The following is a 19106-nucleotide window of genomic DNA, read 5'->3' on the forward strand; positions in this document are numbered from 1 at the left end:
CGTGCCAGTAGTAATACGCACGGAGCTTTCATTTATTTTAAAAATAACAGCAGCTGAATTCACAGTTGCTTATTAAATGAGGTGATGCAGTGATTTATAACGTATGGCATAAATAGACCCGGGATAGTAAGAGCCATGCTCGTGAAAATAAAGAAGTGAGGTGTAAATATGAATAGAATGACTGGAGGAATAATCGTTTTATTATTGGCTGTCAGTGGTTTTTTCTTGTTTAGAGGGCAGTCAGAACCGGTGGTAAATCAGTTATCAGCCCGGTATGGTGTAACTGACAGTGCTGGCAGACAGGTGGAAATCCCCCGACAGCCCCAGCGGGTGATTGTTTTAAATGCTTCGAATCTGGAACTATTTTATGCAGTCGGCGGGAAAGTAGTTGGACGTCCCACTACAGAGGCTTTGCCACAGGCTGTTAAGGATGCTGTCCAGCAGGTTCCGACTGTTGGCATTACGCCTAATCCTAATATTGAGCAGATTATAGCGCTGAAGCCTGATTTAATTTTAGGAGTTAACATGCCGTTTCATCATAATTTGATTCCAGTATTAGATAAAGCGGGAATTCCCATTCTCCTGCAATCCCTTGAAAACTATCAGCAAATTATCGATACACTGCGTTTTTATGGTGATCTAACAGGAAAACCGGATCAGGCAGACGCACAAATCAACCAGATTCAGTCACGCTACGAAGAGATAATGAATCATAATAAAGATCGTGTGGCTCCTACAGTAGTTGTTGTATGGGGATCGCCGGAAAGCTTTAATATGGCAACATCCCGCAGCTTTAGCGGCGATTTGCTGAAACGTCTGGGAGCGGTTAATATTGCTGATCAGGGAGATGACGGTGGTGGGCAAATGGGCTATGTACCATTAAGCATGGAATATGTTGCAAAGCAAAATCCGGATATGGTTTTTTTGATTACCCATAGTTCTGATGAAAAAATCAATGAGAAGTTTCGCAATGAATTGACTAATCATCCTGCATGGCGGGGGCTAAAGGCCGTCAAATCCAATCAAGTTCATCAGTTGCCCTATCGTTTATTTGCTGTAAATCCTGGTACGCAGGTGGGTGAGGCCTTGACTGTTTTAGCTGGGTTTTTATATCCGGAGGTGGCGAAGCAATGAGAGAAGTTGCAATCGACCCTCGTGGGACTTGGCGAACGGGGATCAGTATAATCGGACTGGTTGCGCTGGTGGCCGCCTTATTTTGGGGGATCAGAGTGGGAACTGTACCTTTTAGTGCTTATGATATCTGGAATGTATTTATTGCTCCGGCCAGCAATGAAGCTTATCAAATTATCTATAATATCAGGGTACCCCGGGTATTGGTTGGTGCGTTAACCGGGATCAATTTAGCTTTGGCCGGCTGCATCCTGCAAGGGGTGCTGCGCAATCCTTTAGCCGACCCTGGAATTATTGGAGTATCCGCGGGAGCTGGTCTGGCAGCTATGTCTGTAATGATTTTATGGCCTGGGCTTATGGCATTGGTGCCGGCGGCTGCTTTTGTTGGAGCGCTGCTGGCTGCTGGAATCGTGTTTTTATTGTCCTGGGATCGGGGGATACAGCCTCTTAGGCTGATCTTAGCCGGTGTGGCCCTGGCTGCCTTCTTTGGCGGCGGCATGAGTGCTCTTATGGTCTTTCACTCCGATAAAGTGCAGGGGACGGTCAACTGGATGGCTGGGGGATTTCAGGGGCGCAGCTGGAATCATGTGCAGATGATTCTGCCTTACAGCTTGATCGGAGTTTTAGGGACTATGCTTTCTTACCGTCATTTAAATGCATTGCAGTTAGGTGATGAAGTTGCCAAAGGTTTGGGAATCAGAGTGGAAAAAGCACGATTTTTCCTGGTTGTTTTGGCAGCCTTGCTGGCAGCTTCGGCAGTCAGCGTGGCAGGTCTCTTAGGCTTTGTTGGACTTATCATCCCTCATATTGCCCGCATGTTGGTCGGTTCGGATTTTGAGTATCTGATGCCCTGTGCAGCCGTACTGGGAGCTACGATTGTAGTGGCTGCGGATACCGTCGCCCGTACCATATTCAGTCCGGTGGAAGTACCAGTAGGAATTTTTATGGCTTTTTTAGGAGCTCCGTTCTTTATTTATTTACTGCGAAAGGGGATGCGGCGATGAGTCATACCATTGAAGCCCAGTCTATTAAACTTGGCTATGGCAGCAAGGTAATCATTCCAGAAATGGATATTGTAATCGATAAACCGGAAATCATCTCAATTATTGGACCAAACGGATCAGGAAAATCCACCTTATTGAAAGCATTAAGCCGAATATTGAGTCCTTTGGCTGGCTGCGTATTGCTGGATGGCAAGGATATTCATCAATTGCAACCGGTACAGGTAGCTAAAATCATGGCGATACTGCCTCAGACAGTACATGCGCCAGGAGACATGACAGTTTATGATCTGGTGGCTTATGGTCGTATGCCTTATAAAAAAATGTTTGAAAAATTGGACAGTAATGATCAAGAGTGTATGGCAGCGGTACTGGAAGCCACTGGTATCCGGCAAATGCTGCACCGGCGGCTGGACAGTTTGTCGGGAGGGGAAAGGCAGCGGGCTTGGCTGGCTATGGCCCTGGCCCAGGAGCCTCGCTTGCTTTTATTAGATGAACCGACAACCTATCTGGATATTCATCACCAACTGGAATTAATGAAGCTGGTTCGCAAACTGCATCAGGATATGCAGATTACCGTTATTATGGTTCTGCATGATTTAAACCATGCAGCTCGCTTTAGCCAGCGTATGATTGCGGTCAAAGACGGTCTGCTATTTGCGGATGGGCCAGTGGAAGAAGTATTTACTGTAGAAAATTTACGGGCTTTATACGGAGTCGAAACAACGATTATGACGATTGAGCAAGGAGGGAGTTCGCATCTTGTCTGTTTTCCTCATGACAGCTGCCTGAAGCAGAAGGCATGATTATGCACTGACTGTATATGAATAATAGCACAGTTGTAAAATAGGATTTTTAAAAAATAGGGAGGTTTTTCTATGCAAACGTTAGTTGTTTATTCCAGTCTTACGGGCAATACCAAAAAAGTGGCAGAAGCGATCTATGAAGTTTTTGGTGAAAAGGCCGCCTTGTTTCCAGTTGAAATGGCACCCGCGCCGACAGACTATGATTTTGTGATAGTCGGCTTTTGGGTTGATAAAGGAACAGCCGATAAGAAGGCCCAGGAGTATCTCAAGACCATTCAGGATAAACCAGTTGCTTTATTTGCTACATTAGGGGCCTATCCTGATTCAGAGCATGCTGCCAGCAGTCTCAAAAATGCAGCTGCATTCCTGGATGCCAGCAATCAATTGGTGGGAACTTTTATATGCCAGGGGAAAATAGATCCGAAGCTAATTGAACAATTTAAAAACATGCCGGGAAATCATCCTCATGCTGCTACCCCAGAACGGATGGAACGCTATAAGAAAGCTGCCAGCCATCCTGATGCCAGCGATCTAGAGGCAGCTCAGGCTATTTTTGCAGATATAAAAAATAGCTTGAATCGAGTTGCAGGGCAGGAAAAAGGTGAGGTGACTGCCTCTTGAGGGGAAGTAGACTAAAGCAAATTCTGGCAAACATGAGCCCAGAGCAATATGCCTTGACCGTTGGCACAGCAGCCGAAGAGTCGCTGGTAGAAGCCTTTGTAAAACGCCGGGTCGTTCATGCCGGCGTCAGAGGAAAACCGATCATGCCGGTAGAATGGCAGGCGACATGGCAGTCTTTACTGGAGCAAAAGCCAGAACCAGAGCAACGTGTAGCATATATCCATATTCCCTTTTGCCGGCATCGTTGTCTATATTGCGGTTTTTTTCAAAACTATTCAGCGGCAGAGCTGGAAGCCGTTTATATTGATCATTTAATTAAAGAACTGCAGATGAGCAGAGATAGTCCTTATTTGTCCAGTAGACCGGTTAATGCCGTATTTATCGGCGGTGGGACTCCCAGTACTCTGGCACCTCAGCAGGTTGCCAGGCTGCTGGATGCTATCCGGGACTGTTTGCCCCTAGCCAATGATTATGAATTAACACTAGAAGGGAGGGTTAACGACTTAGTTCCAGATAAAATGGAAGCTTGGCTGGATCATGGGGTAAATCGCGTATCTATCGGTGTTCAGTCCTTCAATCCAGAAGTACGGCGAGGGGTTGGCCGGCTGGATGATACGCAGACGATTCTTAAGAGGCTGGAACTGCTAACCAGTTATAATCAGGCTGCCGTTATTATTGATTTGATTTATGGTCTGCCGAACCAGACTAACCAGGTTTGGGCCAATGATATCAACCTATTGAAAACGGCAGCCATTGATGGAATGGATTTATATCAGTTAAACATTTATGAAGACAGTGCCTTGCAGCAGGCCATCAATTCCGGTAAGCTGCCGCCGGCAGCTACAACGGCCCAGCAGGCTCGAATGTTTGCTGCGGCCGAAGCGGAACTGTCAGCCCATGTATTTTCACGGCTCAGTATTTGCCACTGGAGGAAGACCAATCGCGAGCGAAGTATATACAATACCCTCACGAAGGCTGGTCACAGTGTAATTCCCTTTGGCGCCGGTGCCGGCGGTAATATTGGCGGTGTGGCTATGTTTTTAAATCGGGATGTCGGTAACTATATTAAAAGTATTGAGCAAGGTCATAAACCAGTTGCTGGCATGCTGCTGCAGCCAGCCGACAGTGGTTTGCACAATATGGTTATTGGACAACTCGAGCGCGGCTATTTACAACTTAGTGCCTTAGCAGCCTGCTATGGACCTGCTGTTTTGGAATTAGAATCATTACTGGAGATTTGGCAAGGGCGTGGGCTTCTTGAATTTGGTCCATCAGTAGCTCGACTGACGGTAGCTGGTCAGTTTTGGTATATGAATATCGCCCAGTCAGTATTAGAATGCTTGCATGCTCTGCTAGATGGTGAACATTCGGTGGAAGTGCAGCCTATAGCGGCCCAAGGCTAGTTGCCGGGTCCTTTTTAGAGAGCCTGTGAGCTCCATGACGGTTTATTACCGCATGGAGCTTTGCTATTTTCTGTTACCAATAACTTAAGTTAATGAAAGGAGTCGATTATGAACTCAAGTTAGCTCATAGATAAAGTGATAAAGTTGTCGATTTTACTACAATATAAGAAAGGAAGATAGTATATGAAAATGAGACAAAATCGGAGAAAAGGCAAAGTGGCGTTATTAAGTTTCGGTATTATGGCGGTATTGAGTCTGCCGGCTTACGCTGAGGAGGAACCTTACCAGTTTAGTGAGGTAGTGGTTACTGCCACCCGGACCAAGCAGAATGTGAAGGATATACCAGCCAGTGTTGAGGTCATTACCCGGCAGGATATCGAAACCATGGGTGCTGACAGTGTAGTAGCGGCATTGAAGCTGGCCATGAACTTAAATCTTTCTGAAGCGGGAATGACAGGTAATCAGGTTAGTTTGCGTGGTATGAACACGAACCAGTCCCTAATTTTGATTGATGGTCGACGTATGGCAGGGGAAGATACGGGATCAACCATGAATTATTACGAATTAAACCGGATTAATATTAATAATGTGGAACGGATCGAAATCGTACGGGGACCCGTTAGTTCTCTTTATGGATCAGATGCTTTGGGCGGCGTCATCAATATTATTATGCGTAAATCGGAAAAGCCACAGACTACCGTGGGTTTGTCGAACAGCAGCAAGCAACAGAACGCTTCCTTCCGCTTTGACTTAGGTAAAGAAGGGAAATGGTCATGGGTAGTTGATACACTTTTTACTGAGATTAAAGAGAGGACACGAACAGATAGTACGAATATGTATGGACCGCGCCAGTTCTATAATATCAGTGGAACATACGATATGTCGGAAGGTAAGAACCTGGATGTCTTTTATGAAAGAATGAGTGAACATTTGAAATCAGGATTTACTGATGGCAGCAGAGATTATTATACCAATACGAGAAATTCCTACGGTATCAATTATCGTGGTATCAATTCACGAGGGAATTATGAACTGCGGACTTATTTTAATCAGCTGGAAAAAAATAATGATACATTGCTTGAAGGTGGAACCTATAGTGATTTTGACAGAGCAAAGTATAAAACCTGGGTAGTTGATGGGAAAAATACGGTGAAATTGGATGATGAACATGTACTGACATTTGGTGGTGAATACCGGTCATCTGAATATCGTGGGACCCGGCTGGAAGACAATGGTGATCATGCTTCTACGATTATTGAGCATGGAATAAGCAAACCCATATCAGAAAAAGAAATAAAATATCAGGCTGCCTATGTACAAGATGAATGGACTGTTAATAACAAACTGTTAATTATTCCATCCCTGCGGTATGATAACAGTAATAAATTTGGCGATGATTTTAGTCCTAAAATTGGTATGACTTACAAAATGGATAATAATTATCGTTTTAAGGCGAATTTTGGGAAAGGGTTTAAAGCACCCAGTGTCAGTGAGTTATATATGCAAATGACTCATCGCCCGATACCCAACATGACTGTTATTGTTGCTGGTAATCCAGATTTAAAACCGGAAAAATCGACTAATTATGATATAAGCTTCGAAGGAGAAAGAGGAAGTGATTTTGGAAAAGTAACCTACTTTTATAACGATGTTACCGACCTGATTGGAACAAACGACACAATGAGTTATATTCCTGGGACTGGGATGGTTTATAATTCCAAATACATCAATATTGATAAAGCTAAGATAAGAGGCATTGAACTTGAAGCTGGAAGGCATCTGAATGATAAATTTACGCTGAAATCTGCTTATAATTATCTGGACGCTGAAAATTCCAAAACCCATGAACGCCTGAGCAGCAGGGCAAAAAACAGGTATTCCCTGCAGCTGCATTATGATGATATTCAAGATACGGGAATCAGTGGTATTCTATGGCATGAATGGGTGCGTGATTACCGCTATGTTGAGACTGATTACAACTATAATACGTTAAACTTTGTGATCAACAAAAAATGGAATGATAAATATGACTCCTATTTTGGTATTGATAATATTCTCGATAAAAAAATCGATGCACTGATCCTCGAAGGCCGTTTGTGGAGATTTGGCATGAATATAACAATATGAAGCTAATAATGAGATCCATTATACTGTTTATTGCCATATGGATGACGTTTTTTTCTGTTCTGGCAGAAGCGAATTCAGCTGTTTACCAGTGCTATGAGACCGTTTCCGGGAAGACTGTGTCAGTGGATGATGTCAGTCAGCTAGTACGGGATTACAATGTCGTGATATTCGGCGAATACCACGACAATCAAGTCCTTCATCGTCTGGAAGAGGAGTTGCTGCGAACTGTTTATGCCCAACACTCCACGCTGGCCGTCTCCCTGGAAATGTTTGAGCGTGATGTGCAGCAACCGCTGAATGACTATCTGGCCAGTGACATAACCGAAACTGCTTTCTTAGCCCAGTCCCGTCCCTGGCCAAACTACCAGAGTGATTACCGGCCCTTAGTCGAGTTTGCTAAAAAGGAAGGACTGCAAGTGCTTGCGGCCAACATTCCCCGACCGATGGCCTCGCACTATGCGAGACAGGGTTCACTGGAAGGGGTTGAAGAAACGATGCGGCAGTATCTGCCTGCAGTTCACCGCGCTCCTGACGGCGAATACAAGCAGCGCTTCTTTGCACAGATGCAGTCCGTAAAGGCTATGCCCAAAGAGCAAATGGAGGCATTTTATCGCGCTCAGTGCCTAAAGGATGATACTATGGCCGAAAGCATTGTAGAGCATCACCACCGTTACCCTGATAGGAAAATCATCCATTACCAGGGGGATTTCCATGGCCGCTATCGGCTGGGCGTCGTCGAGAAACTCCAGGCGCTGGAACCGGGTTTGAGAATTCTGGTTATCACACCTGTCCTTGTGGATGACTTTGAGGACGGATCAGCCAAGGCCAGGAATCTGCAGGCAGACGGCGACATCGTGGTATTTGTTAAACGAACAACACTTTAATCTGAGAATTGGAAGCGTATGGCAGGCATAAGCGGCCAATAAAACGAATAGGTTGGTGAAGTTTGACTAGGGGAAAGTAAAACGCCAGGGATACCGTTACGGTATCCCTGGCGTTTTAGTACTTTTGTCTAAACCTGGCAGTTTTCTTACCAGCGATACGTGGCAGTCAGTGTGACTTTACGCCCGGTATCGACGGAATCATAATAAGCCCAATAGTCGGCAGATGAGACGACATACTGCTTGTCGAAGACATTCGTGACATTGAGGGCATAGCGCCAGCCATTGGTATCATAACGAACCATGGCATCAGTTAAGACGGAGCCGCCAAATTTGCGGGTGTTATAGTAGTTGTAGCGGGAACCGATATAACGCAGCCCGCCGCCGAAGCTCCAGCCTTCTGCTGTATCACCGGGTTTTACCGTGTCCAGCCATAGAGAGGCGCTGTGTCGGGGTACGTTTTCCGTGCGGCGGCCGACTTTGGCTGCATCGCTGTCTTTAGTGATTTTATTATTGAGTAAAGTATAGGCCAGAGTCAGGTTGACTCCTTTGAAAGCCTGCATGTTGGCTTCCAGTTCCAGACCTTTAGAAGCCACTTCGCCGGTTTGTATTTGAAAAAAGGTATCTACAGGGTCGGTGGTGAGGACATTTTGCTTGCGCAGATCAAAGATCGCTGCCGTAAAACGGGCATTCATCTTCTTCGGCTCATACTGCACGCCAAGCTCATATTGTTGTCCAGTAGTTGGTTTGAAAGCCTTCCCATGCCGGTCGCTGCCGCCCTGACCTTCAAAGGATTCGTTGTAACTGATATAAGGCATTACGCCATTACCGGCGTCATAGACGATACCGGCGCGCCCGGTAAAAGCGTTCTGATCGGTAATGGTAGTGGTGCCGTTGGAGACGTTTCTGAAAATATTATCATAGCGGTCATAGCGTCCGCCCAGCACAGCGGTCCATCTTCCGCCGAATTTAAGCTGGTCCTGCAGGTAATAACCATTTTGCTTGGTTTTACCTGCGGTAATATAAGAATAAGCGGGCATGGTGATGGCTTGTCCGTAATTCATAGTAGATAAATCCAGGTCTGGGGCTGATCCGCCGCCCCAGCGCCAGTTGTATTCGCCTTCCTGATAATCAAATCCCAGCAGGGTGGTATGGGTGACTGCGCCGCTGGACCATTTGGCCTGAAAGTTAGTGTCGATGGAATCAGAACTGCCGTATCTGCCGGTTGCCTTGGTGGATCGGCTGATCGTTTGGTTAGCGGAGTCCAGAGAATCTGCCGTTACTCCTCGCTGGGTCATTGAGGTATGAAAATGACTGGCAGTTTGGGTCATAGACCAGATATCATTGATTTTGTGTTCTAAGATATAGCCGATTTGGCTTTGGTTTCGAATGGCGCGGTCAAAATCCCCCTCACCAAAATAAGTCTTGCTGGAAATACCCGAGCCATAAAAGGAGCTGCCAGGCAAATAGTTTCTTCTGTACAATTCTTCCGTAGTTCCTTTTAAATCATCTTTATTAAAATAGCTCAATAAAGTCAGGCTGGTGTTTTCAGCAGGTTTCCAGGTCAGGGCTGGGGCGATAAAAGAATGCTCTTTTGTGCTGGAATCGGTGTACAAGTCTTCTTTGGATTTCAGCGCCGTCAGACGAAACAGCAGTTTGCCATCCTCGGTTAACGGACCGCCAAGATCCAAAGCACCGCTAAACTTGTCACTGCTGCCGGTCTGCAGTTGAATCTCTCTCAGCGGTTCGGTTGTCGGTCGTTTGGAAACATTGTTGATGATGCCCCCGGGGCTGCCTGCGCCATAGAGGATTGAGGCCGGACCGCGCAGCACTTCGACCCGCTCCAGGCTGTACATATCAAAATCACTGGCGTAGTAGCTGCCTAGGCGGCTGGAACCATTGTTATAGGCGCCGTCATAACTAAAGCCGCGGATGTTTAATCCATAGGTTTGTCCCTCCCCGGAATGAAATAAAGACGTCACTCCCGGGGTATACCCCAGGGCTTCGGCAAAGTTGGTAACGCCGCGGTTGTTCATTTGCTCCCGGGTGATGATGCTGATGGATTGGGCAGTTTCGCTTAAAGGGGTGTCGGTCTTAGTGCCAATCGTGCTGTGCTTGGCGATATAGCCTTCTTCCTTGAGTCGTTCATCCGTCACTTCGATGCCTTCCAGGATAAATTCACGTTGACTGCTGTCTGTCTCTGCAGCAGTTTGTTCTGGAGTTGAGGCCACTTCATCCGCTGCGTTAGCGGTCATAGGCAAGTGCCAGAGCAAGCTGCTGCTCAGTAAGGCATAGAGCAGGCTTTTTCGGGTACGGGAGGTTTTTTTCATACCATCAATCCTTTGCTATTGTATTATATAGTGAATAATTCCGAAAGTAATATCGATAAGAATAATCAATATCACTTATAAATAACAAGTTAGCCAACTTAACAAATTCTTGATGACTAGCCTGGGCACATTATAGCAAGGCAGTTCCAGTGGCGTCAACGCCTGATAATGACGGGTTACAGAGGTTTAAGAAGTGGGTTGTCATGAGACAAATAGAGAACTGTTATCAACGGACCGAGGGTAAAAGGAGGAATTTTTGCGAATAGAATGTGCAGCCTTATGTCAATTTAGGACAGGGATATGGAGCTTGGACTAGTTCTGTTTAGACAAAATTCATGCTATCATAAGTAATAACAGTAAGATACTGTGAGCGATAATAGCAGAAGACTGAAAGAAGGGAGGCGGACAGTGGATACAAATGAGTATTTGACAGGAAATGCTGGACTGGCCGGGCAGCTGAGCTGCAGCACAAGAGGCTTTGGCAATGGCGTACTTTATGGGCTGCCGCCGCAAAACGGCAATAGCTGGCTGGTTGATATTCATCCGGCGGCTGGTCTGTTTTTTACCGATGCTTACTTTACCCTGCTGGAGCCGGTGGTTAGGGAATACCAAATGGAGCAGCCGGGTTTATGGTTGTGGTCAGTAGCCAGTGGCGATATCACCATTGTCGAGAATGGTAAAAAAACACGCAAACTGGAACCAGGCATTCATGTACTGGTCAATCAGGGAAAGCCGTTCAAGATTATTTATGGAACCGAACAGCCGATGTGGTATACTAGCATGCTGGTGTTTCATGATTGTCTTGGTCGTTATCTAAAGGCTCACCCGCTGGAGTCACCTTTTTATCTGGCTGAAGCAGCCTGCTGGAAGCCGTTTCAATACAATACTCCCGATGTTGTCATGGTGTTTGAGCAGCTGAAATATGCGATCCGCAATGGAGACGCTCCACCGCCGTTTATGTATTATGAAAGTAAGCTGGGGGAACTGTTGTCTCTCATTGTGCGTAATATGCAATACCCGCATTTATGGGAAGACTACTTGAAGAAAAACCGCAACCAGAAACATCTGACGTATCAAAACAGAAAATATATCTGGAAGGTTAAAGAAGAGCTAGATAAGAATATCCTCCAGCCGCCTTCCATGGAGCAGCTTATTGTCCTTGCCGAAATGGGGGCAACCAAGCTGCGGCAAAGCTTTAAGCTCTGGTACGGAATCACCATTGCCGAATATATTAGGCAGGAAAAACTAAAGCATGCGCTGCGGCTGCTGTCCGTTGACGATTTGAGCATCAGTAATATTGCTGCAACCGTTGGCTATGAGAGTGCCAGCAAGTTTGCGCTGGCCTTTAAGAAAGTCTATCATGTTACTCCTAGTGAGGTCAGAAAATCATTTCTAATCTAATGGTACTAAATATTAATTTGATAAAGAAAAAAAGATGGAGTGCATGCAGCAGCATGTATGGGACAGGTCCTTGTCCCAAATGGACAGAGACATATTTGAAAAATAAAGGTAAAAGTGTAAAATGCAATAAGCTTTCATTATACTTGACACATTGTAGGTAGGACGATTATAATGTGTGTATATACACACAATGATTTTTTGGTGTATATACACTTAAGGTTCAATACTTAAGATTAAGATGTGATTATAAAAATGGAAATGTAAAATGAATAGGTATAACAACTAATGGAAAGGGCGTTGAATAAATGAATCGATTAGCATCGGAAATAAAAAGTACAGCACTGAATATGGGCTATGAAAAGTGTGGCATTATTAAGATCTCTGCTATGTCTGGTTATGAAGAGAAGCTTAATGAGCGAGTGAAGCGTATGCCAGAAACAAAACAATTTTATGAGAAATTTTATCGTTTTGCTCATTTGCAAGATGCGTATCCATGGGCAAAATCCATTGTTATCTGCATAAGTGAATATGGAAAATATCACGTACCAGAAAACCTGCAAGGTTTGATTGGTAAAGCTTATTTGTTTGATAGTAGAAGAGATGAGCAATCGAAAGAACTTCAGAATAGCTTGAAATTTGAAGAATATATGCAGGGCATGGGGCTTAAAACGGAAGCTGAAAGGAAATTTGGTGTCACGGCATTACGCTGGGCAGCAACAAAAGCAGGACTTGGCGTAGCTCGTAGAAATAATTTCTTTTATACGGAATCAGGGTCATGGATACATTTGGAAGCCTGGTTGATTGACAAGGAGTTGGAATTGATCGAAATACCAACAGTGAAGGCATGCTCTGAGCATTGTAATCGGTGCGTTAAATCCTGTCCAACAGCTTCTTTAGCACAGCCATATACGATGAATCCTGCATCATGTATTTCATTTCTCACCACATTTGGCGGTAGGGACTTATCACATGAAAAGTGTAATGGGCAAATAGGAGGTTGGGTTTATGGGTGCGATGTTTGCCAAGATGTTTGTCCTATGAATAAAAATCGTTGGAGTGGAACAGAAGAGTTTCCAGCTTTAGAGGAATTGAGTGAACATATATCCCTAGAAAAAATTCTAAGAATGGACTATGCTTTTTTAGAGCAGGTAATACAAGCTAAATTCTGGTATATCAATAAAGAGGATGTTTGGAAATGGAAAGTCAATGCTATCAATGCTATGGTAAATAACTATAAAGAACAATATAAGGAATATATCGTTGGTGCTTGTAATGACAGCCATGCAAAGGTAAGAGAGATGGCTCAATGGGCAATTAAAAAAATGAATCTACTAGTATAGTGCTGTAAAAATATTGGTGGGACAAAGGGACAGGTCCCTTGTCCCAGAAACAGACACATTTGAGAAATCAACGCGTAAGTGTAAAATGCAATGAAGGCGAAGTACCTACCAGCGGCGGGTGGCTGTCAATCTGAAAGTGCGGCCGGGACTGACGGTTTCATAGTTATCACCGGTCCAGGAGCCGATGACATATTCTTTGTCAAACACATTGTGAACATTGAGGGCGTAGCGCCAGCCGCCGGCGTCATAGCGGATTAGGGCATCGGTCAGTACGACGCCGCCTAATGTAACGGTATTATAATAATCATACCGGGAGCCAATATAGCGCAGGCCTGCGCCAAAGCCCCAGCCTTTATTTCTTTCATCTTTCATTGCTTCTGGCGCAGCGGTATCGAACCAGAGGGAGGCACTGTGCCTCGGGACGTTTGCTGTGGTCTTGCCAAGAAGAGCAGCATCGTTGTTTTTGGTCACTTTATGTTTGGGCATGTAGGTGTAGGCAGCAGTAATATTAAGACCTTTTAGAGCGGCAATATTAGCTTCTAGTTCCAGGCCCTGAGCGGTGACTTCGCCAGTTTGAACTTGAAAACTTTCGTTTGATGTATTTAATGGATCGCTAGTTAAAACATTTTGCTGGCGCAAGTCGAAAATGGCGGCGCTATAGCGGATATTGCTATTTTCCGGTGCGTATTGCACGCCCAGTTCGTATTGGCGGCCAGTGGTTGGATCAAAGGTTTTGCCGTGGCGGTTTGTGCCGGCCTGGCCCTCAAAGGATTCATCATAGCTGATATAAGGGAACAGCCCGCCGCCAGCATCATAAACCAGTCCTAGGCGACCGGTAAAGGCGCTTTGGTCAATGCGAGTGTGTTCATCCGTTTTGATATTGCGCGTGTCTTGGTCGAATTGGTCGTAACGACCGCCGGCAATTGCTGTCCAGCGTTGACCGAATTTTAGCTGATCCTGGACATAGAAGCCGGTTTGCTTAATTTTGATATCTGCCGAAGTCCAGGAGGCTAATGCAGTGGGAGTCGTAACCCCTTGTCCGTAGTTTAGGCTGTTAAGGTTAAGAGATGGCGCTAAACCTGACCGCCAGATATAGCCATATTCATTATTTTGATAATCAAAGCCTAATAAAGTGGTATGGTCTACTGCACCGCTGGACCATTTCGCCTGAAAGTGAGTATCAATGACATTAGAGCTGAGATCGGTTTGAGAATAATATGCTGTACGTTTGGCGATACCATCCGTTACGCTGTCTATCGACAGGTATTTGAAATCTGCGGAAATGTCTGAGTGACGGGCACTTTGGGTTACCGACCAGATATCGTTAAAGCGGTGCTCAAAAATATAGCCGATTTGCTTATCATCTCTGATAAAGCGGTCATAGCCCGGATCACCGTAAAAACCGGTACCGGAGTAGCCGTATAGCTCGTGTCCGGGTAAGTAGCGGTACGGATTGGTATCGTAGCTGCCTTTGATATCGTCTTTCTGGTAATGAGCCAGAAGGGTCAGGCTGGTATCATCGTCAGGTTTCCAGGTCAGAGCAGGGGCGATCATTTGCCGCTTAGCGCTGCTGTAGTCTTCTGGCAAGTCTTCGTCGGAAGTACGGGCAGTCAGCCGGAAGAGCACATTGCTTTTTTCATTCACTTCACCACCTAGATCAATGGCTCCACTAAGCTGGTTGTCGTTGCCGGCTTGGATTTGAATTTCTCGCAGTTGTTCGTTGGTGGGGCGTTTGGAGACCTGATTGATAATCCCTCCAGGGCTGTTGGCCCCGTAGAGAATACTAGCCGGGCCGCGCAATACCTCGATGCGTTCAAAACTATAGGGGTCGTAATTGGACTTAGAAAAGCCTCCAACTGACATGCGCAAGCCATCCGTATAAATGGAATAGTCGGTGAACCCGCGGCTATTGGCCCTGAAGAACCGAGAATCCCGATTGTAGGTGGCGTCACTAAAGCCGGGGGTGTAGCCTAGAGCGTCAAACAGATCGGTTACGCCGCGGGCTTCCATCTGCTCTTGGGTAATGACGCTAATAGAGCGGGCGCTTTCTTCAAAGGGGGTGTCAGTCTTGGTTCCGACACTGCTGCGTTTAGCGACATAACCTTTATCGGCAGCAGCATCTTTATTAGCTGTAACTTCCACGCCTTCCAGACTAAATTCCTGCTGACTTGCAGTTGCTTCAGCAGCTTGTTCATCAGCAGAATGTACTGTTGGCGGTGCGGTTTCCTTTGTTTCATCTGCTGCGTAAACGGGCGCAGGCAGATGCCAGAACAGGCTGCTGCCAATCAGGGTATAGAGCAAGCTTCTTTGCGCTGCCCGGGATACGTATTTCTTCATGCTTTCTTCGACTCCCTCTGTGATAGAATAATAACAATAATCATTATCAATAAAATTCCTGATTGAAATGCTAAGTTAGTTTTTGATAAGCCGGCTCTGGCTAACTTGTGGCTAATTATAGCAAGGTAATTTTATGTTAGTCAACGGTTGGACAGATGATGAATTGCTATGTAGAAAAATAAAGTAAGCTGGATTAAACGAGAAAAATTCTCATATTTAGAACTGTTAATAGAATCTTTTTGCGTTTTCTTGACATGATCTTATGTAATTTAAGCATAGCAAATTATTGTATCAGTTATTTAGTTTGCAAGAGCAACATGGTATGATACATATAGATTGTAAGATAAGGATCAGCGCGAATAAGCATATTTTGCCGATGAAACGTAGCAGTGGAAAGGATGCGGGTATGGGTACTAATGAATATTTTAGCGGTAACCGCGAATTGGCGGCGCAGCTGGGCTGCATGACAGACAGCCAAAATCATGGAATTGTCTATCGGCTGCCCCCGGAAATAAGGGACAACTGGCTGGTAGATGTTCATCCTAAGCCTGGTTTGATTCTCAGCAACGTTTACTTTACACTGTCACAGCCGGTCAGCAGAGTGTATGACATTGAGCAGCCCGGTCTATGGCTGTGCTCCTTTGCCCGAGGTGATGTTACTATCTTAGAAAAGGGCAAGAAAAGCAAACGGCTGCAACCCGGCATCCATTTGTTGGTCAACCAAGGGCAGTCATTTAAAATTACGTTTGGCAGTTCAGAGCCCATTTGGTACACCGCGGCTTGGATTTTCTCTGATTTCATTGCCAAATATCTAAAAGACAGGGAATGGGAAGAGCCTCTTACACTGGCTGATGCTTTAAGCTGGCCAAGCCATTACTACAATACCCCTGAACTGGTTATGCTGTTCGAACAGCTTAAATATGGTATCAGAAATACTGACAAACCTCTGATGTATTTTGAAGTTAAGATTATGGAGATCCTGTCCGCCATTTTGAGTAGCGTTCAGTTTGAAGGGTATTCGGAAAAGTTTTTTCAAAAAGAACGTCCTAAGTACGTTACTTATCAAAACAAAAAATTTCTCTGGCAGGTCAAAACTGAAATTGATAAGGATATTCTGGTGCCGCCTTCAGTTAAGCAGTTGGCAGCTATTGCCGAAATGGGGACAACCAAACTGCGTCAGTTGTTTAAGTCTTACTATGGCGTGACCATCGATGGCTATGTACGGCAAGAGAAAATGAATTATGCATTGCGGCTGTTATCCCATGACGACATGAGCGTACAAAATATCAGCACTTTTCTAGGATATGGATGCCCTAGTCGGTTTACGGCAGCTTTTAAAAAAATCCACGGTTTCACACCCCAGCAGTTTCGGAAGTCACTGACTTTGTAATAGGCCTTTGGCTTTAGCAAAAAAGACATCACTAGCTGCCAGAGCAACTGTGATGTCTTTCTCAGTTATTTGCTTGTCGTAATGGTTACCACCTGTACGTAGCTGTCAGCCGGAAAGTGCGGCCTGGGCTGATATATTCATAGCCATCACTAGTAAAGGAGCCGGTGACATATTCTTTGTCAAACAAATTGTGCACATTGAAGGCATAGCGCCAGCCGTCGACGTCATAGCGGACCATGGCGTCGGTTAGTACCACGCCGCCCAGCTTGACGGCATTGGAATAGTCGTAACGTGAGCCAATGTAGCGAAGTCCTGCTCCAAAGCTCCAGCCTTGCTCCACGTTTCCCTGCTCATCCCGTGGGGTGGCAGTGTCGAGCCAGAGGGAAGCACTGTGTTTAGAGACATTGGCTGTCCGGCGGCCAATATTTGCGGCAACGGTGTCTTTGGTGATTTCATGTTTGGGCATGTAGGTATAGGCGGCGATAAGATTTAAGCCTTTCATAGCCGCAATACTGGCTTCCAGTTCCAGTCCCTGGGCGGCAATTTCTCCAGTCTGGATTTGAAAAGATTGACCAGGGGCATTTAGTGGGTCGGCAGTCGCTACATTTTGTTTGCGCAGATCAAAAATTGCGGCAGTGAAGCGGGCGTTGCTGTTTGCCGGTGTATATTGTACGCCTGCTTCATATTGCCGGCCAGTGGTCGGGTCAAAGGCTTTGCCGTAGCGGTCGTTTCCAGCCTGACCTTCAAAGGATTCATCATAACTGAGGTAAGGAAATAATCCATTGCCAGCATCATAAACCAGTCCCAGGCGACCGGTAAAGGCATTTTGGTTAATGCGGGTATGGGCTTTCGTTTTGCGGTTTAGCATATCACTGTCATAACGGTCATAGCGGCCGCCGATAATTGCTGTCCAGTTCTGTCCAAATTTAAGTTGATCCTGGAGATACCAGCCGGCTTGCTTTACTTTGTATTTTCGCATAAAAGTGAAATCTGGATCGGTGACCGTCTGGCCGTAGTTCATGGCAGTAAGATCAAGGTCTGCTATGCTGCCCCAGGCGTAGTTATAGTCGTAGCCGGTATTTTGGTAATCAAAGCCAAGGAGTGTAACATGTTTTACTGCGCCACTGGACCAGTCGGCTTGAAAGTGCGTATCAATACTATTGGCGCTCAAGTCGGCAGTAATGTATTCTGCTGAGCGGCTGGCGATGCCATTAGTTACGCTATCTACGTAAATAATCCTGGAAACCTCATCAATATCTGAGTGACGGGCGCTTTGGGTTACTGACCAAGTATCGTTAAAACGGTGTTCAAAAATATAGCCGATTTCCTTATCGTTTCGAGTGTATCGGTCATAACCGGGCTCGCCGTAAAAACCGGTGCCGGAGTAGTTGTATAATCCGTGACTTGGCAGGTAACGGTACGGATTGATGTCGAATGAGCCCTTGATGTCGTCTTGCTGGTAATGTGCCAGGATGGTCAGGCTGGTGGCATCATCAGGCTTCCAGGTCAGGGCGGGAGCGATAAAATGCCTCTCGGCTCTGCCATAGTCCATTGATGTATTTTCATCAGAGGCGCGGGCGGTCAGCCGGAATTGTACATTATCCTGGTCATTTACCGTACCCCCCAGATCAATGGCTCCACTGAACAGGTTATTGCTGCCTGTTTGGAGCTGGATTTCTCTTAGCTGTTCACTGGTCGGCCGTTTGGAGACCTGATTGATGATGCCTCCAGGATTTCCAGCGCCGTAGAGAATTCCGGCAGGGCCGCGCAGCACCTCAATTCGTTCAAAGCTATAGGTATCATAGTTGGGATTTGCGACACCAGCTCCCTGGAGCATTCGCAGACCATCCGTGTGAGTAACAAAATCGTTGTTGAAGCCACGGATTTGAGCTGTAAAGCGTCGAGCATCCCGATTATAAGTTGAGTCGCTGAATCCCGGTGTATAACTTAAGGCATCAAACAAGTCGGTAACACCGCGGGCATCCATTTGCTCCTTGGTAACCACGCTGATGGAACGGGCGGTTTCCTCAAGAGGTGTGTCGGTTTTGGTGCCGGCACTGGCTAACTTGTGGCTAATTATAGCAAAGCAATTTCTGGTCAGTCAATGACTATGAGACATGCCAGCAGATGGGTAGGGGAATCTGGGAAAGTGGTTTGGGCGCGATTCTTTCTCGTATCCTGAGGGATGGATATACTTCTGCCGCGTTTTTACGGTATAGTCCCCTGGAATTGAGGAACGAAATATTGCATTGGGAATTGTTTCGTTTGAAATAGTTATTATGTTATGATAAAGAAAAAAAGCGAGTCAGTGTAACCGTACAATAAGGTGATTTATTTC

At 45.7% G+C, this 19106-nt stretch carries 13 protein-coding genes; 10 read left to right on the forward strand and 3 right to left on the reverse strand.

The features are described 5' to 3' along the window. Positions 1-168: 168 nt before the first annotated feature. From FR7_RS06685 to FR7_RS06715, 7 genes are all read left to right on the forward strand, one after another. Positions 169-1134: an ABC transporter substrate-binding protein gene (locus tag FR7_RS06685; RefSeq protein ID WP_007931086.1), complete on the forward strand. Its 966-nt coding sequence runs from the start codon at positions 169-171 to the stop codon at positions 1132-1134. Continuing rightward, a complete protein-coding gene (locus FR7_RS06690; protein WP_007931078.1) occupies positions 1131-2135 on the forward strand; it encodes a FecCD family ABC transporter permease in 1005 nt (334 codons plus the stop codon). Before FR7_RS06685 ends, FR7_RS06690 begins: the two co-directional genes overlap by 4 nt. Next, on the forward strand, positions 2132-2938 hold the full coding sequence (locus FR7_RS06695; RefSeq protein ID WP_007931075.1) for an ABC transporter ATP-binding protein: 807 nt from the start codon (positions 2132-2134) through the stop codon (positions 2936-2938). Before FR7_RS06690 ends, FR7_RS06695 begins: the two co-directional genes overlap by 4 nt. Before the next feature lie 72 nt (positions 2939-3010). Further along, the gene (locus FR7_RS06700; protein ID WP_007931074.1) at positions 3011-3559 is read left to right on the forward strand and encodes a flavodoxin family protein; all 549 of its coding nucleotides are present in this window, start codon (positions 3011-3013) and stop codon (positions 3557-3559) included. Beyond that, the gene (gene hutW / locus FR7_RS06705; RefSeq protein WP_007931073.1) at positions 3556-4962 is read left to right on the forward strand and encodes a heme anaerobic degradation radical SAM methyltransferase ChuW/HutW; all 1407 of its coding nucleotides are present in this window, start codon (positions 3556-3558) and stop codon (positions 4960-4962) included. Before FR7_RS06700 ends, hutW begins: the two co-directional genes overlap by 4 nt. A 183-nt stretch (positions 4963-5145) precedes the next feature. Further along, complete coding sequence (locus FR7_RS06710; protein ID WP_007931072.1) at positions 5146-7089, forward strand: TonB-dependent receptor plug domain-containing protein; 1944 nt, start codon at positions 5146-5148, stop codon at positions 7087-7089. A gap of 122 nt (positions 7090-7211) precedes the next feature. After that, entirely contained in the window at positions 7212-7973 is a 762-nt protein-coding gene (locus tag FR7_RS06715) for a ChaN family lipoprotein (RefSeq protein ID WP_237714778.1), read from the forward strand. Positions 7974-8119: 146 nt separating this feature from the next. On the opposite strand, the gene FR7_RS06720 is transcribed toward FR7_RS06715, so the two are convergent. Then, on the reverse strand, positions 8120-10300 hold the full coding sequence (locus FR7_RS06720) for a TonB-dependent siderophore receptor (RefSeq protein WP_007931070.1): 2181 nt from the start codon (positions 10298-10300) through the stop codon (positions 8120-8122). A gap of 408 nt (positions 10301-10708) precedes the next feature. Between FR7_RS06720 and FR7_RS06725 the strand changes: the two genes are divergently transcribed. Together FR7_RS06725 and FR7_RS06730 are read left to right on the forward strand one after the other, a co-directional pair. Next, positions 10709-11701: a helix-turn-helix transcriptional regulator gene (locus FR7_RS06725; RefSeq protein WP_007931069.1), complete on the forward strand. Its 993-nt coding sequence runs from the start codon at positions 10709-10711 to the stop codon at positions 11699-11701. 305 nt (positions 11702-12006) lie between these two features. Continuing rightward, positions 12007-13041 (forward strand): epoxyqueuosine reductase, encoded by a 1035-nt coding sequence (locus tag FR7_RS06730; RefSeq protein ID WP_007931067.1) that lies wholly within the window; start codon positions 12007-12009, stop codon positions 13039-13041. A gap of 105 nt (positions 13042-13146) precedes the next feature. On the opposite strand, the gene FR7_RS06735 is transcribed toward FR7_RS06730, so the two are convergent. Beyond that, on the reverse strand, positions 13147-15378 hold the full coding sequence (locus tag FR7_RS06735; RefSeq protein WP_007931065.1) for a TonB-dependent siderophore receptor: 2232 nt from the start codon (positions 15376-15378) through the stop codon (positions 13147-13149). Positions 15379-15784: 406 nt separating this feature from the next. Here FR7_RS06735 and FR7_RS06740 point away from each other — a divergent pair, with 406 nt between their 5' ends. After that, positions 15785-16768: a helix-turn-helix transcriptional regulator gene (locus FR7_RS06740; protein ID WP_026084553.1), complete on the forward strand. Its 984-nt coding sequence runs from the start codon at positions 15785-15787 to the stop codon at positions 16766-16768. Between the two features lie 85 nt (positions 16769-16853). On the opposite strand, the gene FR7_RS06745 is transcribed toward FR7_RS06740, so the two are convergent. Next, positions 16854-18869, reverse strand: coding sequence for a TonB-dependent siderophore receptor (locus FR7_RS06745; RefSeq protein ID WP_337459438.1), 2016 nt, complete (start codon positions 18867-18869; stop codon positions 16854-16856). Positions 18870-19106 lie beyond the last annotated feature (237 nt).

This window comes from Pelosinus fermentans DSM 17108, from assembly GCF_000271485.2.
GTDB classification, from domain to species: Bacteria; Bacillota; Negativicutes; order DSM-13327; family DSM-13327; genus Pelosinus; species Pelosinus fermentans.